The sequence below is a fragment of the Gordonia desulfuricans NBRC 100010 genome (assembly GCF_001485495.1).
In the GTDB taxonomy this organism is placed as follows: Bacteria; Actinomycetota; Actinomycetes; order Mycobacteriales; family Mycobacteriaceae; genus Gordonia; species Gordonia desulfuricans.
Window position 1 is genome coordinate 1 of record NZ_BCNF01000057.1, and the last position, 24,013, is coordinate 24,013.

The window sequence follows — 24,013 nt, forward strand, 5'->3', positions numbered from 1 at the left end:
CGATGCTCGGTCCCGGCTCAATCAGCAACGGGCCGTTCCTTCGTCGCTGCTCAGCCCGAGCGACGGCCGACCGGCTGCGCCATGGCGAGGAAGTCGCCTTGATCAGCGGGGGATCGGGTCTGTCAGGACGGAATCGATGAGGCCGGCGTAGATGTCGTGGAACGACTCCGATGGATGGAAGCCGTCGGCGGCGAACAGGTCGTCGCCGGGCGGGACGAAACGATCGAAGCGGCGAATCCGGGTGTTGCGGGCGGCCACCTCGTCGGCCACCGCGTCGAACCGGGCGGCCCGCCGGCCGAGGGTGGTGGCAAGGGTGCCGGGCAGTGCGGGGCACATGTTGAGGATGGGGACGGGCAGCAGCACGATCTGCGCCGACTCGGCGGCGCCGTCGACGACGGTGTCCATCAGCGTGGTCAGGTCGGCCCGCCACTGTTGCGAGCGCACCATGTTCTTGGTGTCGTTCGCGCCGACCGACACGACGATGACGTCGGCCGCCGACAGTGCCTGCGGATCGATCAGGGTGACCACCTCGCGTGCGGTGAAACCGGTCCGCGCGTAGACATGCCATTCCACCGGCCCGTCGACGCGGGCGGCGAGGCGTCGTGCGACCCCGCCGGCCAGGGTGTCGCGATGATGGTCGACGCCCACGCCGCCGGCGAGACTGTCGCCGAGCACCACCAGGCGGGTGACCGGGCCATCGCGGTCGTCACCGATCACGTCGTGATCGCCGACCGCCTGCGGCAGACGCAGCACCGTCTTACGGGCGCGCAGGCCCTGGACCAATGCGACCGGCGTCCGCCAGGTGGCGGCACCGGTGAGTGCAACGATTCGCTGCATCAGATCACCTCTACCGTGTTCTCGAAGCCGACGATGCTCGCGGCCTTGTCCAGACATTCCTGCCATTCCCGCTCGGGGACGGAATCGATGGTGATCCCGCCGCCCACACCGAGTTCGGCGGTCCCCGACGGTGTGAGCTCGACGGTGCGGATCGCCACGTTCAGATCGAGCAGGTGGTCGGGCCCGGCCAGGCCCACGGCGCCGCAGTAGACGCCGCGCGCCTCGGCCTCCCACTGTGCGGTGAGATCCCATGCACGCAGCTTCGGGGTGCCGGTCACCGATGCCGGTGGCCACGTCGCCTCGAGCAGGCGGGAGGTGCCGACGGTGGGATCGACGATCGCCTGCACCGTCGACACCAGATGCCACACCCCGGGTGCGGGGACCACGGTGAGCAGATCGGTCACCCGGACCGATCCGGTGACCGCGACCCGGCCGAGATCGTTGCGGACCAGGTCGACGATCATCACATTCTCGGCGATGTCCTTGGCGGACGCGGCGAGTGCGGTGGGGTCGGCATCGGCGGGCAGGGTTCCCTTGATCGGCGACGACGAGACGATGTTGCCGGTGCGGCGCAGGAAGGTCTCCGGCGAGAAGCTCGCCACCGACCCCCAATCACCCTGGAGGAAAGCCGACTTCGCCGGACGGGTGGCGGCGGTCAGATCGGTGTAGAAGGCCAGGGCCGAACCGTGGACGACGCCGGTGAAGCGGGTACACACACATGCCTGGTACACCTCGCCGGCGCGGATCGCCTCCAGACACTCCTCGATGGCGAGCAGGTGGGGATCGCGCTGCGGAGCAACCCATTCGGCGGACCACGCATCACCGCATCCGTCTGCTGACATGATGGCCGACGGGTCGGCCAGGCATCGCTCGATCCAGTCGGGCATCGGCGAACCCGCCGGTGCCACATGCTCCCACCGGCCGTCGCGCAGCACCAGCAGACGATCGGTGAGGCCGCCCGCACACTCCGGCAGCGGTCCCTCGCCCGCGCGGGGGCCGCCGAATCCCAGATAGCCCAACCAGAAGCGGTCGGGGTTCGCCGGGGGCGGGGTGTCGCGCAGGATCTCGATCGACGGCGCGATCACCGCGTCGGCATCCCACCAGTCGCCGATCAGTGCCGCGGGTCCGGGCAGCCCGAGGCGCCCCGACTCGACGTCGAGGGCGTGCAACAGGTCGAGTGCGGTGGCGCTCATCGACGCTGACCGGACCGGGTGATCATCCCTCGTAGCGGGGGAAAACCGGTGTGGGCTTGGGCAGTTCGGTCCCGGGCGTCAGACGGTCGGCGACGGCGGTGAAGTCCCGGCGTTCGCCCACGGCGAGCAGATCGAGCAGTGTGCCACAGGATGTCGGCAGGACCGGCTGGGCCAGCAGCGCGACGATCCGCACCACCTCGGCACACGCGTACAGCACGGTGCCGGTGCGATCGAGATCGGTCTTGGCCAGCTTCCAGGGTTCCTGCGCCGAGATGTAGCGGTTGGTGTCGGCGAGCACCGACCACAGCGCCTCGAGGCCGAGATGGATGGCCTGCTCGTCGAAGTGGTTGCGCACCGCCGACAGCAATCCGTCTGCGGCGGAAAGGAGTTGGCGATCGGCGTCGGTGTACTCGCCGGGGGTGGGGACCGCGCCGTCGAAGTACTTGCCGATCATCGACAGGGTGCGCTGGGCCAGGTTGCCGAACTCGTTGGCGAGGTCGGCGTTGATCCGGGCGACGATTGCATCGGTGGAATACGACCCGTCCTGCCCATAGGAGACCTCGCGCAGGAAGAAGTACCGCACCGGATCCAGGCCGTACTCGTCGATCAGGGTGTCCGGGTCGACGACGTTGCCGATCGACTTGCTCATCTTCTCGCCCTTGTTGAACAAGAAGCCGTGTGCGAAGACCCGTTTCGGCAGGGGCAGGCCGGCACTCATCAGGAACGCCGGCCAGTACACACAGTGGAACCGGATGATGTCCTTGCCGATGATGTGCAGATCGGCCGGCCAGTACCGGTCGTAGGTGGCCTGGTCGTCGGGGAAGCCGACACCGGTCAGGTAGTTCGTCAGCGCGTCCACCCACACGTACATGACGTGGCCGGGGTGATCGGGGACCGGCACACCCCAGTCGAAGGTGGTGCGCGACACCGACAGGTCGGTCAGTCCGCCCTTGACGAAGCTGATCACCTCGTTGCGGCGGGTGTCGGGGCCGATGAACTCCGGGTGGCTCTCGTACAGGTCGAGCAGCCTGTCCTGGTACGCCGACAGCCGGAAGAAGTAGGTCTGCTCCTCGGTCCAGGTCAGCACATGCCCGGAATCGGTGGCGACGCGGTTGCCGTCGTCGTCGACGGTGGTGTCGGCCTCGGCGTAGAACGCCTCGTCGCGGACGTCGTACCAGCCGGCGTAGGTGTCGAGGTAGATGTCCCCATTGGCACTCATCCGCTGCCAGATGGCCTCCGAGGCACGCTTGTGATCGTCGTCGGAGGTGCGGATGAAGCGGTCGTAGCTCGAGCCGAGCCGATCCTGCAGCGCCTGGAAGCTGTCGGAGTTGCGGCGGGCGAGCTCGGCGGTGGGGATGCCCTCCTTCTCCGCGGTCTGCTGCATCTTCTGGCCGTGGACGTCGGTTCCGGTGAGGAATCGGAGGTCGAATCCGTCGAGCCGTTTGAAACGCGCGAGAGCATCGGCCGAGATGTACTCGTAGGCGTGCCCGATGTGCGGTGCGCCGTTGGGGTAGGCGATCGCGGTGGTGAGGTAGTACGGGCGTCCGGCGCCGTACGAGGCGGCCGCGTCGGTGCTGGTCAGATCAGAGGACATAGTGGTGCCAAGAATACGTGTCGCGTTTAAGCTGGCCACATGGTGATGGCCGATCGACCTGAAGTCCAGACCGCCTCGACCCCCGTGACGGCGCTGACGATGGTCGGACTCGCCGACAACATGCTCAACGGATTGGCCCGAGTCCCCTTCCGCAAGTTCTGGAACGGCCCGGGCGGACTGCTCGACAACGTCGGCCAGTCGGTCACCCGCCAGGCGATTCGCTCGTTCATGGGCTACATCGTGGGACTGCCGATCGAGGAGTTCCGCTCGATGGAGAAGGTGCTCGACGATCTCTGCCAGGTGGTGATCCCGCCGTTCATCCGTCTCACCGACGGCGTCGAGGTCACCACCGACGAGATCGCCGGGGTTCCCGGGCTGTGGCTGCGTGCCCGGGCCAGCGCCGACGAGCACGTCGACGACGCCGAGGACAAGAAGACCATCAAGGGCACCATCCTGTATCTGCACGGCGGCGGCTACATCGGCACCACCCCGATGATGTACTCGGCGTTCGCCGCGTCGCTGGTCAGCGGTACCGGATGCGAGGTGTTCATCGCCGACTACCGGATGGCGCCGGAGTTTCCCTACCCGGCCGGGGTGCTCGACGCGACGGACGTCTATCGCGGGCTCCTCGACCGCGGTGTGGACGCCGACCACCTGATCATCGCCGGTGACTCCGGTGGCGGCGGCCTGGCGACGCAGGTGGTGAACCATCTGCGGACCGAGGGTCTGCCCCGGCCCGCGGCGGTGGCCCTGTTCTCCCCGGAGGTCGATCTGGATCTCGACCACCCGTCGATCACCGAGAACGCCACCACCGACATCCTGCCGTGGAACGTGCCGGTCACCCCCTACCTGCACGGCATCCAGCCCGACGACGAGCGGGTGTCGGCGGCCCGCGCCGAGCCCGACCCGGAGTGGTTTCCGCCGGCGTTCGTCTGTTGGGGCAGTTCCGAGATGTTCCGCGATCCCGTCCGCGACTACGTCGCCGTCCTGGAGAAGGCCGAGGTCGAGGTGTGCTCGGTGGAGGGCCGGGGAATGTTCCATGTGTTCCCGATCCTGATGCCGTGGGCGGAGAGCTCACACGAGGTGTATCGCGAACTCGACGCCTTCGTCGACCGGCACGTCACCCCGGATCCGGCGGCCACGGCCACGCACTGAGCCCTGTGTGGGCGATGCTCCATGTGGTCCGGTTCGTCCGGAACCCCTAGGCTGAGCGCCATGGTGATGGCCGATCGTGACGGAGTGGAAACAGCATCGACACCGGTGGCGGCCTTGGCCGTATGGGGGCTGGTGCAGAACGTGACCAACGGACTGGCCCGGGTGCCGTTCCAGCAACCCTGGCGCGGGCCCGCGGGACTGCTCGACAATCTCGGTCAGTCGTTCACCCGTCAGGCCGTGCGGTCGTTCATGGGGTACTCGATGGGCCTGCCCATCGAGGAGTTCCGTTCGGTGGAGAAGGTCCTCGACGGGATCTGCAACGTCGTGCTGCCTCCGGTGATCGGTAACGCCGGAGGCGTCGAGATCACCAGCGACGAGATCGCCGGGGTGCGCGGACTCTGGTGCCGTGCGAAGGCCAGCTCGGACTCCTACGTCGACGACGGCGAGGAGAAGGTGGCTATCGACGCCACACTGCTGTACCTGCACGGCGGCGGCTACATCGGCACCTCGCCCATCATGTACGCGGCGTTCGCCGCGGCGCTGGTGCGGTTGACCGGGACCGAGATCTTCATCCCCGACTACCGGATGGCCCCCGAATTCCCCTTCCCCGCAGGACTTCACGACGCCGCCGACGTCTATCGAGGACTGCTCGACCGGGGAATCGACGCCGACCACCTGATCGTCGCCGGCGATTCCGGCGGCGGTGGTCTCGCGACGTCGCTGATCACCTACCTGCGTGACAACGATCTACCCAAACCCGCTGCGCTGGCGCTGTTCTCGCCGGAGATCGACCTCGACCTCGACCACGATTCGGTGGTCGACAACGCCCCCTTCGACATCCTGCCGTGGAGTATCCCGGTGGCGCCGTACCTTCGGGGCGTGCAGCCCAACGACGACAGGGTGTCGGCGGTGTACGGACACCCCGATCCGGAGTGGTTCCCGCCGACATTCGTCTGCTGGGGTGAACGTGAGATGTTCCGCGACGGTATCCGCAGCTTCGTCGAGGTGCTGCGCGATGCCGGTGTGCCGCTGTCGGTGATGGAGGAGGAAGGGATGTTCCACGTGTTCCCGATCCTCATGCCGTGGGCCGAGTCGTCCAAGCGGGTGCTGCGCAAGCTCGGCGAGCTCGCCGACAAGCACGTCACCCCCGACCCGGATGCCCGGCCGACACACTGAGCAGTGCACACCGGGTAGGGCCACAACGGGTGTGCCGGTCTCGCCGGCACGTGGGGTCACGTGCCGGCGAGGGTCGGGTCAGATGCGGCGGTACGGTTCGCAGCCCGGCGGTGCCTTGGGCGGCTCCCGCAGTTCGATCTCCGGGATGCTCAGGCTCACCGGGGTACCCTCGGTGAGGGTGAACTGCTTGCCGTGATGGGCCAGGTCGATCGGCGGCCCCGACAGCAACCGGTAGGTGGCCATCGACTTGTCCACGGCCACCACGATCTTCGAGTCGCGGACCACCATGCGGAAGGACAGATAGTCCAGCCGCGACGGCAGCCGCGGTGCGAAGGTGATGTTGCCGCCGAAGTCGCGCATACCGCCGAACCCGGCCACACAGTCGGTCCACGCCCCGGCCAGCGCGGCGATGTGCAGACCGCTGGTCACGTTGTCGTGCAGGTCGTGGAGATCGGTGAACACCGATTCGACGAGCAGGTCGTAGGCCAGGTCGAGATAGCCCACCTCGGCCGCGGTGACCGCCTCACAGCACGCCGACAGCGACGAGTCGCGCACGGTGATCGGGTAGTAGTAGTCGAAGTTCCGCAGCTTCTGCTCGGGGGTGAACCGGTCACCGAACATGTACATCGCGAACACCAGGTCGGCCTGTTTGACCACCTGCTTGCGGTACAGGTCGAAGTACGGATAGTTCAGCAGCAGAGGGTATTTGCCGCGTGACGCCTCGAAGTCCCACACCCCGAGGTGGGTGAAGGCCTCACACTGCTGATGCACCCCGAGTGCCTCGTCGTAGGGCAGCACCATGTCGTCGGCACACGATTCCCAGTGTGCGGTCTCGGCATTGGTGACCCCGAGTTTGTGCGCCAGGTCGGGGCGACGGTGCACTGCGGTGATCGCATCCCGGAAGTTCTGCTGGGCGGCGAGATTGGTGAAGATGTTGTTGTTCACCACGGCCGTGTACTCGTCGGGGCCGGTGATGCCGTCGATCCGGAAGTTGCCGTCGGCGTCGTGATGACCCATCCCGGCGAACAGCCGCGCGGTCTCCACCAGCAGTTCGACGCCGCACTCCTCCTCGAACTGTTCGTCGCCGGTGGCACGCAGATATCGTCCGGTGGCATTGGCGATGTCGGCGCTGACGTGCACACCGGCGGTACCGGCGGGCCAGTAGCCCGAACACTCGTCACCGTTGATCGACCGCCACGGGAACATCGCACCGCGCTGGGCGAGTTCGGCGGCCCGGGACTTGGCCTTGTCCATCGTGGCGTGCCGCCACCGCAGCTCCTCGCCGGCCGCGGCGGGGACGGTGTAGGTGAGCATCGGCAGGATGAAACTCTCGGTGTCCCAGAAGGTGTGGCCGTCATAGCCGGGACCGGTGAGGCCCTTCGCCGGGATCGCCCGCGACTGACCGCGGGCACCGGCCTGCAGGACGTGGTAGAGCGCGAACCGAATCGCCTGCTGCAGTTCGGGATCGCCGTCGATCTCGACGTCGGCGTCACGCCAGAAGTCCTCGAGGTAGGCCACCTGGTCGGCCTTCAGCGACTCCCAGCCGGTCTCCATCGCCATCGCCAGGGCGGCGTCGACCTGTGCTCGCAGGGCGGGCACCGACCGGCGTGCCGACCAGCCGTAGCCGATGTACTTGGTCAGGCTCAGCCGGCTGCCCTGCGGAACGTTCGCGGCCACCGTGAGCCGGGCGAGGTCGCCGTCGGCACGGATGAACGTGTCCGCGCGATCGGGGAAGTCGATCTGGTGGTCCATGCCCGCCGCCATGTGCAGCCCGGAGGACTTGGTGTGGTGCACCAGGATTCCCCAGTAGTTGCGGCAGGTCGCGAGGTCGGAGACCAGCGGTGCGTCCAGGGCCGCCGCCAGACGAGGATCGTTGCCGGGCGTCGGGATCGGTTCGTTGGCCAGCAGATCCGACTGCAGCACCAGCTTCATGTCCTCGCCGACCGGCTCCACCTCGTAGTGGATCGCGGCGATGGTGCGCTTGGTGAACGAGACGAGGCGTTCGGATTTGATCCGCACGGTCCGGCCGGTGGGGGAGGTCCACAGGGTGTTGCGCCGCAGGGTGCCGGTGCGGAAGTCGAGTACACGCTCGTGTTCCTCGGTGCGCCCGTACCGGAGATCCATCGGCTCGTCCTCGACGAGCAACCGGATGATCTTGCCGTCGGTGACGTTGACCACCGTCTGCCCGGATTCCGGGTAGCCGTAACCACTTTCGGCATATGGCAGACCGCGCTGCTCGTAGAAGCCGTTCAGGTACGTACCGGGATGGTCGACCGGCTCGCCCTCCTCGAAGCTGCCGCGCAACCCGATGTGCCCGTTCGACAGCGCGAAGAGGGTCTCGGTGCGACCGAGCATGTCGATGTCGAGCCCGCGCCAGCGCAGCTGCCAGGGGTGGACGTCGAAGCCGTAGGCGTGATCAGTGTTGCTCATACAGGCAGCAGTTCCTCGAGATCGTTGACGACGATGGACGCACCGGCCGCGGTCATGGACGCAGCCTGTGTGCCGCCGACCCGGTCGATGCCGACGACATAGCCGAAGTGGCCGGCGGCGCCGGACTGCACTCCGGAGATCGCATCCTCGAACACCGCGGCCGCCGAGGGTGGCACACCCATCAGCTCCGCGCCGAGAAGATACGAATCGGGGGCGGGCTTGCCGCGCAGCCCCCGCTCGGAGGTGACGAGTCCGTCGACCCGCACCTCCACGAACTTCGACAGGTCGGCCGCGTCGAGGACGGCCTTGCCGTTCTTCGACGAGGTGACCACAGCGATCCGCAGCCCGGCGTCGCGAGCCGCCTGCAGGTAGCGGACCGATCCCGGATAGGGCATGACCCCACCGCTTTCCAGGTTTTTCAGGAACAACTCGTTCTTGCCGGAGCCGATCGCCGCAGCGGTGGCCGGGTCGACGTCGGTGATCCCGCGCGCGGCGAGGAAGGCCGCGATGCCGTCGTCGCGGGGACGGCCGTCGACGTAGTCGAGGTAGTCCTGTTCGGTGAACGGGACGAAGTCGGCTCCGTCACGTTGCCGCAGGAAGGCGTCGAATGCCGCCTTCCACGCCTGCTGATGCAGCACCGCGGTACTGGTGAGAACACCGTCGAGGTCGAACAGGGCGACGGTGACGGTATCTGGCAATCCCAACACGATTCGCAACGCTACCCGCCGGTGGCGTGCTCGGCGCGCTATGCGACGTAACCGTGTCCGTGCGGTGGCGTGTCGGCGACGAGACGATGGCGATGTGGGGTGGACCGCAGGTCGGTGAATGTTCAAAGATGGGGCCATGTCTCGTCGCTTCGCCCAGGTGGATGTGTTCGTCTCCGGTCCGGTCACCGGCAATCCGGTCGCAGTGGTCCTCGACGCGGAGGGTCTGACCGGTGAGCAGATGGCGGCGTTCGCGCGCTGGACCAACCTGTCGGAGACCACCTTCGTGTTGCCGCCGACCGATCCGTCGGCCGACTATCGCCTGCGGATCTTCACCCCGACCCCGGCGGGCGTCGACGGGGAACTGCCGTTCGCCGGTCATCCGACGCTCGGTTCGGCGCATGCCTGGCTGGCCGCCGGCGGGCTGCCGCGCGGCGAGGTGATCGTGCAGGAGTGCGGGATCGGCCTGGTGGAGATCCGTCGTGACGCCGACCGTCTGGCGTTCGCCGCCCCCGGGCTGCGGCGGTCGGGCCCGATCGCCGACGACGATCTCACGCGGGTGCGCGAGGCCCTCGGCCTCGACGCCGGCCACGTCCTGGGCGCCGCCTGGGTGGACAACGGTCCGCCGTGGATGGGTCTGCGGCTCGACTCCGCCGCGCGCGTCCTCGGCGTGCGACCCGACTACGCCGCCCTCGGCGCGCGTGATGTGGGACTGATCGGCGCCTACGACGAGGGCAGCCGGCCCGGCACCGACGTGGGCTTCGAGGTGCGGGCCTTCGCGCCGGGCGTGGCGGTGCCCGAGGACCCGGTGACCGGCAGCCTCAACGCCGGGCTGGCGGTGTGGCTGCGCGGCGAGGGGGTGCTGCCGCCGAGTTATGTGGTGTCGCAGGGGACCGTGCTCGGCCGCGCCGGCCGGGTCTACGTCGACGATGACGGGGATCACATCTGGGTGGGCGGGCGCAGTGCCACCGTGATCGACGGGAGCGTCGCTCTCTAGAGTTGGGCGCATGTCCGATTCCTCCCTGCCCGACGCTGCGCAGCAGCACGGTTCGCAGCAGAACGGTTCGCAGCAGTCGGGTTCGATGAAGACCGAGTCGGCCAAGGAGGCCAAGAAGCGTCGTCGGCGGGAGCCACCGCCGGACCCGGCGCCGCTGCCGGGCCTGGTGGATGCGCACACCCACCTCGCCGCCTGCGGTGGCCGGGATGCCGAGTCGGTCCGCGCGATCCTCGACCACGCCCAGGCGGTGGGGGTGGAGGCGGTGGTCACCGTCGCCGACGACATGATCGACGCCCGCTGGGCGGTACAGGCCGCGCACTGGGACGAGCGGGCCTTCGCGGCGGTCGCCCTGCACCCGACGCATGCCGGTGAGCTCGACGACGCCGCGCGCGCCGAGCTGGAGGAGATGGTCGCCGATCCGCGTGTGGTGGCGGTGGGTGAGACGGGGCTGGACTACTACTGGCCGGGCAAGTCGGAGTCGGCGGCATCCCCCGAGGTGCAGAAGGACGCCTTCGTCTGGCACATCGACCTGGCGAAGCGGATCGGCAAGCCGCTGATGATCCACAACCGGGAGGCCGACCAGGATCTGCTCGACATCCTGGCGGCCGAGGGCTCACCGGAGGTCGTGATCATGCATTGCTTCTCCGGTGACCGAAATGTTGCACGCGAATGTGTCGACCGCGGGTACCTGCTGAGCTTCTCCGGGACTGTGAGCTTCGCCAATGCCGACGAACTTCGTGAGGCGGCTCTCCTGGTGCCCGACGAGCAGATCCTGGTGGAGACCGATGCGCCGTTCCTGACCCCACATCCCTACCGTGGCCAGCCGAATCAGTCGTATTGCCTGCCGTACACCGCCCGCGCACTGGCCGCCATCCGCGGAACCGACGACGAGACGATGGCCGGAATCCTGGGCGGCAATGCGCGACGCGCCTATCAGGCACCTTTGCAGTAATCACCCCGGCTCGTTATCGTATTGTGATCCGTCGCCGATTCAGTTCGCGGCACGGGGGGACCATGTAGTCGACCAGGATGCTGCTCTTGTCTGTAATCGCCAGAATCCACCAGCTCGAATCGATGCGTGCGCGCGTGGCCATCGGGGCCGTGCTCGTCACTGTTGCCGCCGGCGGTGTGATGGGCGTGACGATGCACAAGAACGTCACCCTCGACGTCGACGGCCAGAAGATCCAGGTCGCCACCATGTCGATGGACGTCGACTCCCTGCTCGAGTCGCAGGGCTACGACGCCGCCGACGGCGACATCGTCTCGCCGGCGCTCGACGCCGGGTTCTCCGACGGCCAGACCATCACCTTCCACCGGCAGAAGACCGTCACCCTCGACATCGAGGGGGAGCGGCGCACGGTGCAGACCACCGCGGTCAACGTCGCCCAGCTGCTCGCACAGCAGGGGCTCGACCAGGCCGCCGACGACCCGAACTTCAACGCCGCCGGCCCGATCCCGGTGGACGGAGCCGTCGTCGACGTCACCCTCCCCAAGAAGCTGACCATCGTCGACGGCGGGGTGAAGTCGGTGAAGTCGGTCCCGGCCGAGACCGTCGCCGAGGTCTTCGAACGTCTCGGTGCCCCGCTGACCGCAGCCGACGAGGTGACCCCGGCCGCCGACACCAAGGTCCGCGACGACATGACCCTCGACGTCACCCGGATCCGGACCTCGGAGACCACCGTCGAAGAGGACATCACCGCTCCCGATGTCACCCAGGACGATCCGACGCTGATCAAGAACCGTCGCGTCGTCGTGAAGAAGGGCACCCCGGGGCGGGCCAACGTCACCTACGAGGTGACCACCGTCAACGGCAAGATCGTCAAGCGCACCAAGCTGGGTCAGCAGGTGCTGACCGAACCGGTCGCCGCGACGGTCAAGGTGGGCACCAAGCCCGGCGCCCCGTTCGTGCCGCTCGGTTCGGTGTGGGATGCCCTCGCGCAGTGTGAGGCCACCGGCAACTGGGCGATCAACACCGGCAACGGTTTCTACGGTGGTGTCCAGTTCGACCAGAACACCTGGGAGCGCTGGGGCGGACTCGAGTACGCACCGCGCGCCGATCTCGCCTCCCGTGAGGAGCAGATCGCCGTCGCCTCCAAGACCCAGGCCGCCCAGGGCTGGGGTGCCTGGCCGTCCTGCTCGTCCAGGCTGGGCCTGCGCTGAGCACCGACGACACGCCTGCCGACACCGATGTCCGGTTGCTCGGCCCGGCCCAGATCCGGCGCCTTGCCGACGAGCTCGGCGTCCGCCCCACCAAGACCCTGGGGCAGAACTTCGTCCATGACGGCAACACCGTGCGACGCATCGTCGCCGCCTCCGGGGTGGGCGCTGACGACACCGTGCTGGAGGTCGGTCCCGGCCTCGGGTCGCTGACCCTGGCGCTGCTCGGTACCGTCTCGCGTGTCATCGCGGTGGAGATCGACCCGGTCCTGGCCACCCGCCTGCCGGCCACGGTCGCCGAACAGGCACCGAGCCGGTCGGCGTCGTTGTCGGTGGTCACCGCCGATGCGATGAGCGTGCGCGCCACCGATCTGCCGTATGCGCCGACGGCCCTGGTCGCCAATCTGCCGTACAACGTCGCGGTCCCGGTGCTGCTGCATCTGCTCGCCGAATGTCCTTCGATCACAACCGCTCTGGTGATGGTGCAGGCCGAGGTGGCCGACCGTCTCGCCGCACCCCCCGGCAACCGCGTCTACGGTGTGCCCAGTGTCAAGGCCCGCTACTTCGGTGACGTCAGCCGTGCAGGCGCGGTGGGCCGCAACGTCTTCTGGCCCGAACCCAAGGTGGAATCCGGGTTGGTGCGGGTGCAGCGGACCGACGCCCACTCCGCCGATCCCGCCGCGCGCGCACGGGTGTTCGCGGTGATCGACGCGGCATTCGCCCAGCGCCGCAAGACGATGCGTTCGGCGCTGGCCGGCTGGGCCGGATCACCGGTCGAGGCCGAACGGCGGCTGCGTGCGGCCGGGATCGACCCGCAGATCCGCGGCGAGAAGCTCGACGTCGACGACTTCGTGCGTCTGGCCGCCGTCGAACCCGCCTGAATCCTCGACGGCACCTGCTCGACGGCACCTGCTCGACGGCACCTGCTCGGCGGTCCCCGTTCGGCGACACGGCAGCGCGCCGACGCGTCTCGATGGCCGCCGGAGCGGTGGCATTCACTATCCTTGACGCGTGTCTCCCGCATCCCTGTCGGTGATCTCGGGTGCCGTCACGGTGCGCGTCCCGGCCAAGATCAATCTGCATCTCGGCGTCGGTCCGCTGCGCGACGACGGCTACCACGACCTCGTCACCATCTTCCAGGCGTTGTCGCTCTACGACGACGTCACCGTCGCGCGGTCGGCCGCGACGACCGTCACCATGTCGCGGTCGGGTGGTCGCGGCGCCGACACCGAATCGGTGCCGCTCGACGAGAACAACCTCGCCGTACGGGCCGCCCGGGCGCTCGGCGAACACGTCGGACGCGATCCGCGGGTGAGTATCGACATCGTCAAACGCATCCCCGTCGCCGGGGGGATGGCCGGCGGCAGCGCCGATGCCGCCGGTGCGCTCGTGGCCTTGGCGGCCCTGTGGAAGCTCGACATCTCCCGCGCCGAGATCCTCGAACTCGCGGCCGGCCTCGGCAGCGACGTCCCCTTCTCGGTGCAGGGCGGAACCGCACTCGGCACTGGTCGCGGCGAGCAGCTGATGCCGGTACTCGCCCGCGGTGAACTGCACTGGGTACTGGCGTTGGCACGCGAAGGTCTCTCGACACCAAAGGTTTTCGCCGAGCTCGATCGGTTGCGGGAGAACCGGGCCGACGAGTACTCCGGTGCCAACCCCCGTCCGGACGCGCTCGTGCAGGCACTTGCCGGTGGCCGGCCGCAGGAGATCGCCCCGCTGTTGCACAACGATCTGCAGCCGGCCGCGCTGAGTCTGCAACCGGCACTACGGCGCACCCTGCGGGCCGGGATCGACGCCGGGGCGCTCGGCGGCATCGTGTCGGGCTCGGGTCCGACATGCGCATTCCTGTGCTCGGGCGCCGAGGATGCGGTGGCGGTGGCCGCCGAACTGTCGGGGGCCGGGGTGGCCCGCTCGGTGCGCACCGCCGCCGGTCCGGTGCCCGGTGCCACCCGCAAGCCGCCAGAGGAGTGACCCCGGTCTCGTCGACTTCTCGCTAAGCTCGATCGGGTGCGTCCTGCCACCCGAACCCGAACCGGCCCGTCGTCGCCCACGCGACCGCTGCGTCGGCTCGTGTCGACGGTCGGGGCGCTCGCGGTGTTCGCCGGCGCGGGTGTGGTCACCACCGCACCGGCATCGGCCGCACCCGATGCGGGACGTGTGCTGTCGACCGAGGCGATCGCCGGTGCCGACCTCCCGTCCGGTGCCGCCTCCGGCACCCGGCTGACCTATGTGACCCGCGACCAGAACGGCCGGCCGGCCATCTCCACCGGGGTCGTCTACATCCCGTCGACGCCGGCACCCACCGGGGGACGCCGCATCTTCTCCTGGGCGCACGGCACCACCGGGATCGCCGACGAGTGCGCACCGAGCCGCACCCGCAAGGGCGACGGTGTCGACGCCCCGATCCGCGACGCACTGAGATCGGGATATGCGGTCACCGCCACCGACTACGCCGGACTCGGATCGGCCGGGGAGACCGAATATCTCGGCGGCAAGGCCGCGGCGCACTCGGTGCTCGACCTGATCCGCGCGGCCCGGGCCCGGGATGCCTCACTGAGCGCCGACTGGGTGTCGGTGGGGCACTCGCAGGGCGGGCACGCCGCGCTGTTCGCCGGACACGAGGCGCCGTCGTATGCACCGGAGTTGCGGCTACGGGAGATCGTCGCCTTCGCCCCGGCGTCGGGCGTCGAAAGGCTGATGGCCGGTGTGTTCACCCCCGACGTGCCGAGTCTGGGCAAACTCAACGTCGTCAGCGCGCTGTTCCTCTATATCCTGGCCGGTCTCGACCACGCCCGACCCGACCTGCACGTGACCGACCACCTCACCGCCGACGGCAAGCGCTACCTCGACCTGGCCCGTTCGGCCTGCAACGGCGAGGTGTCCGAGGCGATGCGGTCGGTGGCGCCCGGTGCGTTGCTCGACTCGTCGCTGCGCACCACGGAGTTCACCGACGCCCTCACCGACTACATGAGCGTCCCGACCAGTGGTTATCCGGCGCCGATCCGGATCGACCACGGCGTTCTCGACCCGGTGGTCCCGTACACGCTGACCGCATCGCTGGTCCGCTCGATGCGTTCGGCCGGGACCGCCGTCGATCTGCACACACATCTGCGCGCCGACCACACCGACGTCGTGACCAAGGCGCTCGGCGAGGTGATCGGGTCGGTGTCGTCGGCGTTCGGCCGCGACTGATGGCGCCGGCCCGGGACCGGCGCCGACCGGGACGCTGTGGCCCCGTCGGGTGGCGTGTCACGCGTCGTTGTTATCGTCTACCAGTGCTTTCTGCCTGCTCATCGGTACTGATCGACCCGTCGACCACGGGGGAGGTCCGCTGATGGCCACACCCCTGCTCGGTGCCGAAGGCCTGCACCTGGAGTTCCCCACCAAGGTCGTCTTCGATTCGCTCACCCTCGGCATCGAGGAGGGCGACCGGATCGGCATCGTCGGCCGCAACGGCGACGGCAAGTCCAGCCTGCTGGGCATGCTGGCGGGCCGGATCGAGCCGCAGGCCGGACGCGTTACCCGGCGTGGCGGCGTGCGCTTCGGGGTTCTCGCCCAGGGCGACGAGCTCGACCCGGAGTCGACGGTCGGCCACGAGATCGTCGGCGACCGTCCCGAACACGAATGGGCCGGCGACCCCGAGATCCGGGATGTGATCAGCGGATTGGTCGCCGACATCCCGTGGGATGCGCGGATCGGCGGGCTCAGCGGCGGTCAGCGCCGCCGGGTGGCGCTCGCGGCGCTGCTGGTCGGGGAGTGGGATCTGATCGCCCTCGACGAGCCCACCAACCATCTGGACGTGGAAGGTATCGCGTGGCTGGCCGACCACGTGAAACGTCGGTGGGCGAAGAACTCCGGCGGACTGCTGGTGATCACCCACGACCGGTGGTTCCTCGACGAGGTGTGCACCGAGACGTGGGAGGTGCACGACGGGATCGTCGAACCGTTCGAAGGCGGTTACGCCGCCTATGTGCTGCAGCGCGTCGAGCGTGACCGGATCGCCGCGACGATGGAATCCAAGCGCCAGAACCTGATGCGCAAGGAGCTGGCCTGGCTGCGCCGCGGTGCGCCGGCCCGCACGTCCAAACCGAAGTTCCGGATCGAGGCCGCCAACCAGCTGATCGCCGACGTCCCGCCGGTCCGCAATCCGATCGAGTTGCAGCGCCTGGCCGTCGCCCGGCTCGGCAAGCAGGTCGTCGACCTCGAGGAGGTCGGGGTCCGCTTCGGCGAGCGTGAGGTGCTGCGGGAGATCACCTGGCGGATCGGACCCGGCGAGCGCACCGGCATCCTCGGCGCCAACGGTGCCGGCAAGTCGACCCTCCTCGGCCTGGTCTGTGGCACGGTGGCGGCCACCAGCGGAAAGGTCAAGCGCGGGAAGACCGTTCGGATCGGCATGCTCGACCAGCAGTTCTCGCAGCTGGCCGACATCGGCGGCGACAGGGTGCGCGAGGTGCTGGCCGAGACCAAGACCACCTTCACCATCGACGGCAAAGACCACACACCGGCGCAGCTACTCGAACGACTCGGCTTTGCGCGCGAACATCTCTCGGCACGTGTCGACGACCTGTCGGGCGGACAGAAGCGACGTCTGCAGCTGCTGATGTTGCTGCTCAGCGAACCGAACCTGATCGTGCTGGACGAGCCGACCAACGACGTCGACTCCGACATGCTCGCCGCGATGGAGGACCTGCTCGACTCGTGGCCGGGCACGCTGATCGTCGTCTCGCACGACCGGTACCTGCTCGAGCGGGTCACCGACCAGCAGTACGCGGTCCTGGACGGACGGCTGCGGCATGTGCCCGGCGGCGTCGACGAGTATCTCGCCCTGCGTGCGGCACATGTTGCAGCACACGAGAATCCGACCAGCGCGAGCTCGTCGTCATCGGCGGCGGAAACGCAGGAAGGGTTGTCGGGGGCCGAACTGCGTGCGGCACAGAAGGAATTGTCGGCCCTCGAACGCCGCCTGGAGAAGCTCGGCACCACCATCGAGAAGGTGCACAACGAGATGGCCGCCCACGACCAGGGCGACTACGAAGGCCTGGCCAAGCACACCGCACGGCTACGTGAACTCGAAGACGAGGTCACCGAGACCGAAGAGCGCTGGCTCGAACTGTCGGAGCAACTCGGCTGAGGTCTCTCGCCGCTGAGTGAGAGCCGCGTCGGTGTCGGCGACCGTCCTGATGGTGGTTGCGTGTCGACGTCGGGTGGCGGAGGTTTCGACGGGCGCGTCGTCGCTAGCGCTCCTCGCTGCTCAACCATCGTTGGTTGGTCGATGGGCGCGTCGTCGCTAGCGCTCCTCGCTGCTCAACCATCGTGGGGATGAGGTGCTGCGGGTGTGCTTTTGGTGGTTGAGCAGGTCATCCTCGCGATAGCGAGGCTGGCCGTTGTCGAAACCTGGTGGGTTGTCGGTGTCGGTGAGCGTGGTGGTGGTTGCGTGCCGTTGTTGGGTGGCGGAGGTTTCGACGGGCGCGTCGTCGCTTGCGCTCCTCGCTGCTCAACCATCGTGGGTTGGTCGCTTGCGCTCCTCGCTGCTCAACCATCGTGGGTTGGTCGCTTGCGCTCGTCGTCGGCCCAACATCGTGGGTTGGTCGTTGAGCTGGTTGCCGGTTCACCCGGCGTCGGAGCTGCGCACCTGGTCGAGTCGTGCAGCGAAATCGCCGATCATGGCCCCGGTCACCTCGGGCTGGATCAGCGGATACAAGTGGGTGGCACGCGGGATCACGCGGACCTCGGTGTCTTGGGACAATGCGGCGAATCGCTGTTCGTGCATACGGAATTGGTCCCATGCACCGTTGGCGAGCAGCGTCGGACCCCGGTAGCGCGACAGTTCGGCCAGTGCGTCGAAGCGGGCCACCTCGTCGACGACGTCGGCTATCGAGTGCAGGGCGAGACCACCGGCCTCCATGTCCTCGGCGACCTGACGGCCGACGGCGAGCCGCGTCAGGATCTTGCTGATCACCGCCGATCCGCCGGGCAGCATGCCGGTGAGGAAGCCGAACAGCCGGAACGGTGCGGCGAGCATCCGACTCGGCTGTGCCGTGGAACCCATCACCACCAGGCCGGCGATGCGGTCGGGGTGACGGCCCGCGGCTGCCATCGTCACATATCCGCCGAGTGAGATCCCGGCCAGGACAACGGGTCTGCCGAACTCGTCCGCGGTGTCGAGGACGGTCTGAACCGCGTCGTCGAGGCTGAACTTCTCGGCGAACCGCTGTCCGTGGCCGGGGAGGTCGGGGGTGCGGACCGCCCGCCCGTCGATTGCTGCGGCGATCCGGCGCATCGATGTCCCGCTGACCCGCAGCCCGTGGATCAGGACCACGGGGGTGGCGTCGTCGAGCACTGGGGAAGGAGTGCTCGACGGCGTGGGTTCGAGGGTGATGTCGGAGTCGTCGCAGATCATCGCGGGCCAGTGTGCCGGGCCCGCCGAACCCGGTCCAGGCCCCGCACGCAGTGTTCACGTCTGCTCACACAGTGTTCACGTCGCCATCGGCTTCCGGCGCGGCCTCGTCACCCTCACCGCCGACGTCACCCTCACCGTCGTCACCCTCGTCGTCGTCGGGTTCGCCGACGCGGACCTCGCGGTCGATCCCGACCTGCTCCCGGAAACCGGCGTCGTGGCTGACCAGGATCAGGGCGCCGGTCCACTTCTGCAGTGCCTCGACGAGTTCCTCGGTGGTGGTGATGTCGAGGTTGTTGGTGGGCTCGTCGAGGATCAGGAGCTTGGGGATCGGATCGGCGAGCAACGCCGACGCCAACGCGACCCGCAGACGTTCGCCACCGGACAGCTCGGTCAGCGGCCGGTCGGCGGCCCTGCCGCGGAACAGGAATCGGGCCAGGTGCGACCGCACCTGCTGGACCGTGCGGTCGGGATGCTCGGCCATCAGGTGTTCGGCGATCGTGCGGGTGGGATCGTCGAACGTGATCCGCTGGGGCACCAGCGCATAGGGGACGAGCACTCGCCCGGAGGTGATCAGTTCCCGGATGAGGGTGGTCTTCCCGGCCCCGTTGCGCCCGACCAGGGCGATTCGTTCCGGTCCGTCGACGTAGAGCCGCTCGTCGTCGATCACCTGTACGCGCGTACCCATCTCGGGGTCGGGCATCGCGATGTGTGCGGTGTGGTCGGCGCGGATTCCGTCCTGGGCGGACGCGAGACGGCCGGCAGCCGCATCGACGTCGGCTCGGTGCGCGGTACGGAACTTACCCGCCGACACCTCCGCGGCGTTCCGACGCAGTCCCGCGACGATCTTGGGTACCCGCTTCTCCCGCTCGGCGCGGGCGGCGGTGCGGGCCCGCCGGCCCAGGGCGATCTGGGCGTCGACCATCTCGCGTTTCTGCCGGCGAAGGTCGTTGGCCGCGTTGGCCACCGCGTCGGCCGCAGCAGCCTGTTCGGCGTCGATCATCGACCGATATACCGAGTACGGACCACCGAACTGACGGATGTGACCGTGGTAGAGCTCGAGTGTCGTGTCGACGCGTTCGAGGAGTTCGAGGTCGTGGCTGACCAGCACGATGGTGCCGGCGAACCGTTCGATCATCGTGAACAACCGGCCCCGCGACCCCTCGTCGAGATTGTTGGTCGGCTCGTCGAGCAGCAGGACGTCGGGGCGGTGCACGAGTCGCGCGGCGATCGCCAGCATCGTCGACTCCCCACCGGAGAGCGTGCCCACCGTGCGGTCGAGATCGGCGACCAGACCCAGTGCCGACAGCTCGGCGACAGCGCGTTCTTCGACGTCCCAGTCGTCGCCGACGATGTCGAAGTCGGCTTCGTCGACCGAACCGTTCTCGATGCGCCGCAACGCTGTTCGGGTCTCGGTGATCCCGAGGACATCACTGATGGTGGCGTGCGGATCGGCGTCGGGATGCTGGGGGACCAGTGCGGTTCGCCCCGGCACCGAGACGCTGCCGCGGGTCGGTCGCACCGTGCCGGCAATCAGGTGCAGCAGCGTGCTCTTCCCGGCACCGTTGACACCGACCAGCGAACACACGCCGGAGGGGACGACGAACGACAGGCCGTCGAAGACCACCGAGCCGTCGGGCCACGTGAAGGAGACGTCCGAGAGGGTGATCGAGGAGGAAAGGTCGTGCGCAGAAAACGATGCCATGTGAGGCTCCTGAGGTGGTGGGCAGAGCGCGGCGAGACTCGCGGCGCTGCGGGAAACCGACCTCAGATGTTCATATTCTGCGGATCACTCCTCTGGTTGACGACAAGGACGGGGACCACCATAGCGCGTGATCCCGGCGCCCTGTCAAGGAACTCGGTCGGCACGCGATAGCGTGAGCACCATGTCGTTCATCCGCACCTCCGTCGCCAACGGGGTGGGAGAGGTCATCCTCGATCGCCCGAAAGCCCTTAATGCACTCGACCAGTCGATGGTCGACGACATGTACGAGATCCTCGGGGAGTGGGGTGATGACGACGATGTGGAGACCGTGCTGGTCACCTCGGCGAGCGAGCGCGCCTTCTGCGCCGGTGGTGACATCCGGGCGATCCGGGAATCCGCCCTCGAGGGCGACACCGAGGCCATCACCCGCTACTTCGCCCACGAATACCGGCTGAACCAGCTCATCGCCACCTACCCCAAGGCCTATGTCGCGTTGGTCGACGGGCCCGCGATGGGCGGTGGCCTCGGGATCAGCGTGCACGGGGAGGTGCGGGTGGTCAGCGAGAAGGCGATGATCGCGATGCCCGAGACCGCGATCGGCTTCCTGCCCGACGTCGGTTCCACCCACTTCCTGCCGCGCCTGCCGATGGGTGTCGGAATGTGGTTGGGACTCACCGGTTCCCGCGTCCTCGGAGAGCAAGCGCTGTCGGTGGGACTGGCCACCCACTTCGTCCCGTCGGCGCGGATCGGTGCGGTGGCCGAACGGATTCGGGCCGGGGCGCCGCTGGGTGAGGCACTCGCGCCTGAACCCGCCGAACTCGATCGGCACCCACTGTTGCCGCTGGACAAGATCGGGGAGTACTTCGCCGACACCAATGTCGCCGCGATCATCGGCGGACTGCGTGGCGCAGTCGGCGACGACTGGGCGGCCCAGATGCTCGACCTGCTCGCGGCGGCATCGCCGACGAGTCTGGCGGTGACCGCCCGCATGCTCGAACTCGGCGAGGCGTCATCGCTGGACGAGTGCCTCGAGCGCGAGCTTCATGCTGCCGAGAAGATCACCCTCACAACGGATTTCGTGGAAGGCGTGCGGGCCGTTCTGGTGGACAAGGACCGTGATCCGTCGTTCTCGCCGGCATCGGTCGACGACGTCGACCCCGCCGAGGTGGCACGGATCGTCGGCGCCTGAGGCGTCACGGCGTCAGGTCGAACCAGCCGGACAGGCGGGTCGGCTGCTCCGACATCGTCGGCGCCTGCGGTGCCGACACCGGGGGACCCGGTGCCGGGGCCGCGGGCGCATCCGGGGCGCTCGCAGTGGCCTCGTCGTCGGTGATGTCCTCGCTCGGGGCGAACGGATTGGCCCGCGTGGTGACCGCGGTCGGGCAGTCGAGGTGGCCGGCCATCCGCTCCCCGGTGACGGTGGTCAGCGCGAGGCGGCACGTGGACGACGTCCGGTAGACACCGCCCACCGACACCCCGACCTGTGCGGTGATCACCCCGGTCAGCGGTCCGACGGTGGGCCGGACGGCACCGATCGGCGGCAACACCCCGCCGGTGAGCTCGCCGACGAGGAATTCCAGTTGCGCCCCATCGGTTCCCGGCCCGGCGAAGGTGAACAGCAAAGTGTCCGGCGGCACCTCGGGGGCCGGGTTGCCGGACTTGTCGAACTCGTAGCAGGACGTCTCGGACGCGCCCTCGGGACCGGTGGCCGGGGCGATCGCGATCAGCATGTGGCCGTGGGTGAACCGAAGACCTGTGCCGCTGCGGTCGACCCGCCCGGCCGGCGGGTCCTGCGCGCAGCGTTTCGCATCCAGGGGCACCGAGACCGCCGGTGACGTCGGCGACGCCTCGGACGAGGCGGGCGACGCGGCGTCGGAACCGGCGCATCCGGTGAGCAGGACACCGGCCAGCCCCAGACCGGTGACAGTCATGGGCATGCGAGAACGGTTGACGCGCATGACGTCTCAGTCGGCGGTGGCGACCAGGGGCTCCAGGGTCAGGTCGGGGTGTTCCTTCTCGATGTACTGCAGCCGCCACTTGTCGCTGAACAGGGCGAGCAGGGCGCCGTCGGTGCGGGTGAACACCTCGACACCGCGCTGACGGTTCAGCTCGTCGGCGCTCTCGGCATCGGTGCGTCGGGCCAGGGTGTAGCCGAGCGGATCGATCACGGTGTCGACGTTGAACTCCGACTTCAGCCGCGCGGTGACCACCTCGAACTGCATCGGTCCGACGGCTGCGAGCACCGGCGAGGCATCACCGCGCAGATCGTTGCGCAGGACCTGCACCACGCCCTCGCTGTCGAGCTGATCCATCCCCTTGCGGAACTGCTTGTACTTGTCGGCGGTGGTGGCCCGCAACGACGAGAAGTGTTCGGGCGCAAACGACGGGATCGGCGGGAACTGCACCCTGGGGTCGTTGAAGAGGGTGTCGCCGGGGGCCAGTGCGGTGGCGTTGACCAGACCCACCACATCACCGGGGTAGGCGGTGTCGACGGTGGAACGGTCGCGGCCGAACACCGCCTGGGCGTACTTGGTGGCGAACGGCTTTCCGGTCTGCGCATGCGTGACCACCATGCCGCGCTCGAACTCGCCGGACACGATCCGCATGTACGCCAAGCGATCTCGGTGGCTCGCGTCCATGCCGGCCTGGACCTTGAACACCACCGCACTGAAGGGGTCGGTGGGTTCACGGACGGTGCCGTCGAGGTCGGTGCGGCCGGCCGGGGCGGGGGCGAGCTCGACGAGGGTCTCGAGGAGCTGTCGCACACCGAAGTTGAGCATCGCCGAGGAGAAGATCATCGGTGAGGTCTCACCGGCCAGGAACAGTTCCTGATCGTGGTCCTGGCCCATCTCGGTGAGCAGTGCGCTCTCCTCGCTGGCCGCGACCCACTCGTCGCCCTCGCGGGCGGCGGCGGCCTCGGCGTCCATGATCTCCTCGGGGGCGATCTTGGCGCCGCCGGCGGTGCGGGTGAAGTGGATGTACCGGCCGGTGCGGCGGTCGAGCAGGCCACGGAAGTCGCCGGCGATACCCACCGGGAAGTACAGCGGGGTGGGGGTCAGGCCGATGCGTTCGCTGATCTCGTCGATCAGTTCCAGCGGAGTCTGTCCCGGACGGTCCCACTTGTTGATGACGGTGATCACCGGGATGCCGCGATGACGACACACCTGGAACAGTTTGAGGGTCTGCGGCTCGAGGCCCTTGGCGGCATCGATCAGCATCACCGCGGCGTCGACGGCGGTGAGCACCCGGTAGGTGTCCTCGGAGAAGTCGGCGTGACCGGGGGTGTCGACGAGGTTGATCACCGCGGGCTCGTCGTCGTCGGACCAGCCGGCCGGGGTGTAGTTGAACTGCAGCGCGGTGGAACTCACCGAGATACCGCGGGCCTTCTCCATCTCCATCCAGTCGGAGACGGTGGACTTGCGGCCGGCCTTGCCGTGGATGGCGCCCGCCTCGCTGATCATGCGGGCATGGAGCGCCAGGGCCTCGGTCATCGTCGACTTACCCGCGTCGGGGTGGGAGATGATCGCGAAGGTACGTCGGCGCTTGACCTCATCGGCAACAGAACTCACCCATCGAGGCTATCGGGCGAGGTCGTGGCGCCCACAACCTCCCCCGGGGAGCGGTCGCATGCCGGCCCGGAATCCGGGGCCGGAATGCCACCACTCACA

General features: G+C 68.5%; 19 protein-coding genes. 10 read left to right on the forward strand and 9 right to left on the reverse strand.

Features of this window, described 5'->3' with window-relative positions; genetic code table 11:
• Positions 1 to 102: 102 nt before the first annotated feature.
• Genes GD1_RS09985 through metG form a run of 3 tightly spaced genes read right to left on the reverse strand, consistent with a single transcriptional unit; the run spans position 103 to position 3,624 of the window.
• The gene (locus GD1_RS09985; protein WP_238403597.1) at positions 103 to 837 is read right to left on the reverse strand and encodes an SGNH/GDSL hydrolase family protein; all 735 of its coding nucleotides are present in this window, start codon (positions 835 to 837) and stop codon (positions 103 to 105) included.
• Positions 837 to 2,030 carry an aminodeoxychorismate synthase component I gene (locus tag GD1_RS09990; RefSeq protein ID WP_020789734.1) on the reverse strand — a complete coding sequence of 398 codons (1,194 nt, stop codon included), beginning with the start codon at positions 2,028 to 2,030 and terminating at the stop codon, positions 837 to 839. The genes GD1_RS09985 and GD1_RS09990 overlap by 1 nt, the downstream gene beginning before the upstream one ends.
• Before the next feature lie 22 nt (positions 2,031 to 2,052).
• Entirely contained in the window at positions 2,053 to 3,624 is a 1,572-nt protein-coding gene (gene metG / locus GD1_RS09995) for a methionine--tRNA ligase (protein ID WP_020789741.1), read from the reverse strand.
• A gap of 39 nt (positions 3,625 to 3,663) precedes the next feature.
• On the opposite strand from metG, the gene GD1_RS10000 reads away from it, so the two are divergent.
• A complete protein-coding gene (locus GD1_RS10000) occupies positions 3,664 to 4,779 on the forward strand; it encodes an alpha/beta hydrolase (protein ID WP_020789729.1) in 1,116 nt (371 codons plus the stop codon).
• Positions 4,780 to 4,839: 60 nt separating this feature from the next.
• Positions 4,840 to 5,955, forward strand: coding sequence for an alpha/beta hydrolase (locus GD1_RS10005; RefSeq protein ID WP_059036902.1), 1,116 nt, complete (start codon positions 4,840 to 4,842; stop codon positions 5,953 to 5,955).
• Positions 5,956 to 6,033: 78 nt separating this feature from the next.
• Here the strand turns inward: GD1_RS10005 and GD1_RS10010 are convergent, their stop codons facing one another.
• Together GD1_RS10010 and GD1_RS10015 are read right to left on the reverse strand one after the other, a co-directional pair.
• Positions 6,034 to 8,385 (reverse strand): glycoside hydrolase family 65 protein, encoded by a 2,352-nt coding sequence (locus GD1_RS10010; protein ID WP_020789739.1) that lies wholly within the window; start codon positions 8,383 to 8,385, stop codon positions 6,034 to 6,036.
• Positions 8,382 to 9,092 carry an HAD family hydrolase gene (locus GD1_RS10015; RefSeq protein WP_059036903.1) on the reverse strand — a complete coding sequence of 237 codons (711 nt, stop codon included), beginning with the start codon at positions 9,090 to 9,092 and terminating at the stop codon, positions 8,382 to 8,384. The genes GD1_RS10010 and GD1_RS10015 overlap by 4 nt, the downstream gene beginning before the upstream one ends.
• Before the next feature lie 136 nt (positions 9,093 to 9,228).
• On the opposite strand from GD1_RS10015, the gene GD1_RS10020 reads away from it, so the two are divergent.
• The 7 genes from GD1_RS10020 (at position 9,229) to GD1_RS10050 (ending at position 17,374) form a co-directional block, all read left to right on the forward strand.
• Complete coding sequence (locus tag GD1_RS10020; protein ID WP_059036904.1) at positions 9,229 to 10,086, forward strand: PhzF family phenazine biosynthesis protein; 858 nt, start codon at positions 9,229 to 9,231, stop codon at positions 10,084 to 10,086.
• An 85-nt stretch (positions 10,087 to 10,171) separates the two neighbouring features.
• The gene (locus GD1_RS10025) at positions 10,172 to 11,038 is read left to right on the forward strand and encodes a TatD family hydrolase (RefSeq protein ID WP_059036924.1); all 867 of its coding nucleotides are present in this window, start codon (positions 10,172 to 10,174) and stop codon (positions 11,036 to 11,038) included.
• Positions 11,039 to 11,115: 77 nt separating this feature from the next.
• Entirely contained in the window at positions 11,116 to 12,246 is a 1,131-nt protein-coding gene (locus GD1_RS10030) for a resuscitation-promoting factor (protein ID WP_020792816.1), read from the forward strand.
• A complete protein-coding gene (rsmA, locus tag GD1_RS10035; protein WP_059036905.1) occupies positions 12,210 to 13,124 on the forward strand; it encodes a 16S rRNA (adenine(1518)-N(6)/adenine(1519)-N(6))-dimethyltransferase RsmA in 915 nt (304 codons plus the stop codon). Before GD1_RS10030 ends, rsmA begins: the two co-directional genes overlap by 37 nt.
• 130 nt (positions 13,125 to 13,254) lie before the next feature.
• Positions 13,255 to 14,214, forward strand: a complete 960-nt coding sequence (locus GD1_RS10040) for a 4-(cytidine 5'-diphospho)-2-C-methyl-D-erythritol kinase (RefSeq protein WP_053778477.1) — start codon at positions 13,255 to 13,257, stop codon at positions 14,212 to 14,214.
• 99 nt (positions 14,215 to 14,313) lie between these two features.
• Positions 14,314 to 15,435, forward strand: a complete 1,122-nt coding sequence (locus GD1_RS10045; protein ID WP_059036925.1) for a lipase family protein — start codon at positions 14,314 to 14,316, stop codon at positions 15,433 to 15,435.
• A 142-nt stretch (positions 15,436 to 15,577) separates the two neighbouring features.
• Positions 15,578 to 17,374: an ABC-F family ATP-binding cassette domain-containing protein gene (locus GD1_RS10050; protein WP_053778476.1), complete on the forward strand. Its 1,797-nt coding sequence runs from the start codon at positions 15,578 to 15,580 to the stop codon at positions 17,372 to 17,374.
• A 477-nt stretch (positions 17,375 to 17,851) separates the two neighbouring features.
• Here GD1_RS10050 and GD1_RS10055 read toward each other — a convergent pair whose 3' ends face one another.
• Together GD1_RS10055 and GD1_RS10060 are read right to left on the reverse strand one after the other, a co-directional pair.
• Positions 17,852 to 18,643 (reverse strand): alpha/beta fold hydrolase, encoded by a 792-nt coding sequence (locus GD1_RS10055; protein WP_020792544.1) that lies wholly within the window; start codon positions 18,641 to 18,643, stop codon positions 17,852 to 17,854.
• A gap of 64 nt (positions 18,644 to 18,707) precedes the next feature.
• Positions 18,708 to 20,345 carry an ABC-F family ATP-binding cassette domain-containing protein gene (locus tag GD1_RS10060; protein WP_083534042.1) on the reverse strand — a complete coding sequence of 546 codons (1,638 nt, stop codon included), beginning with the start codon at positions 20,343 to 20,345 and terminating at the stop codon, positions 18,708 to 18,710.
• A 181-nt stretch (positions 20,346 to 20,526) separates the two neighbouring features.
• Between GD1_RS10060 and GD1_RS10065 the strand changes: the two genes are divergently transcribed.
• Positions 20,527 to 21,534: an enoyl-CoA hydratase/isomerase family protein gene (locus GD1_RS10065; protein ID WP_059036926.1), complete on the forward strand. Its 1,008-nt coding sequence runs from the start codon at positions 20,527 to 20,529 to the stop codon at positions 21,532 to 21,534.
• Between the two features lie 4 nt (positions 21,535 to 21,538).
• On the opposite strand, the gene GD1_RS10070 is transcribed toward GD1_RS10065, so the two are convergent.
• On the reverse strand, positions 21,539 to 22,282 hold the full coding sequence (locus GD1_RS10070) for a hypothetical protein (RefSeq protein WP_157079431.1): 744 nt from the start codon (positions 22,280 to 22,282) through the stop codon (positions 21,539 to 21,541).
• 27 nt (positions 22,283 to 22,309) lie between these two features.
• The gene (locus GD1_RS10075; protein WP_059036906.1) at positions 22,310 to 23,914 is read right to left on the reverse strand and encodes a peptide chain release factor 3; all 1,605 of its coding nucleotides are present in this window, start codon (positions 23,912 to 23,914) and stop codon (positions 22,310 to 22,312) included.
• Between the last annotated feature and the right edge of the window lie 99 nt (positions 23,915 to 24,013).

Coding starts and splice junctions, on each gene's coding strand:
- GD1_RS09985 (WP_238403597.1), bottom strand. CDS start 837: ATGCAGCGAATCGTTGCACTCACCGGTGCCGCCACCTGGCGGACGCCG.
- GD1_RS09990 (WP_020789734.1), bottom strand. CDS start 2,030: ATGAGCGCCACCGCACTCGACCTGTTGCACGCCCTCGACGTCGAGTCG.
- metG (WP_020789741.1), bottom strand. CDS start 3,624: ATGTCCTCTGATCTGACCAGCACCGACGCGGCCGCCTCGTACGGCGCC.
- GD1_RS10000 (WP_020789729.1), top strand. CDS start 3,664: ATGGTGATGGCCGATCGACCTGAAGTCCAGACCGCCTCGACCCCCGTG.
- GD1_RS10005 (WP_059036902.1), top strand. CDS start 4,840: ATGGTGATGGCCGATCGTGACGGAGTGGAAACAGCATCGACACCGGTG.
- GD1_RS10010 (WP_020789739.1), bottom strand. CDS start 8,385: ATGAGCAACACTGATCACGCCTACGGCTTCGACGTCCACCCCTGGCAG.
- GD1_RS10020 (WP_059036904.1), top strand. CDS start 9,229: ATGTCTCGTCGCTTCGCCCAGGTGGATGTGTTCGTCTCCGGTCCGGTC.
- GD1_RS10025 (WP_059036924.1), top strand. CDS start 10,172: ATGAAGACCGAGTCGGCCAAGGAGGCCAAGAAGCGTCGTCGGCGGGAG.
- GD1_RS10030 (WP_020792816.1), top strand. CDS start 11,116: ATGCTGCTCTTGTCTGTAATCGCCAGAATCCACCAGCTCGAATCGATG.
- GD1_RS10050 (WP_053778476.1), top strand. CDS start 15,578: ATGGCCACACCCCTGCTCGGTGCCGAAGGCCTGCACCTGGAGTTCCCC.
- GD1_RS10055 (WP_020792544.1), bottom strand. CDS start 18,643: ATGATCTGCGACGACTCCGACATCACCCTCGAACCCACGCCGTCGAGC.
- GD1_RS10060 (WP_083534042.1), bottom strand. CDS start 20,345: ATGGCATCGTTTTCTGCGCACGACCTTTCCTCCTCGATCACCCTCTCG.
- GD1_RS10065 (WP_059036926.1), top strand. CDS start 20,527: ATGTCGTTCATCCGCACCTCCGTCGCCAACGGGGTGGGAGAGGTCATC.
- GD1_RS10070 (WP_157079431.1), bottom strand. CDS start 22,282: ATGCCCATGACTGTCACCGGTCTGGGGCTGGCCGGTGTCCTGCTCACC.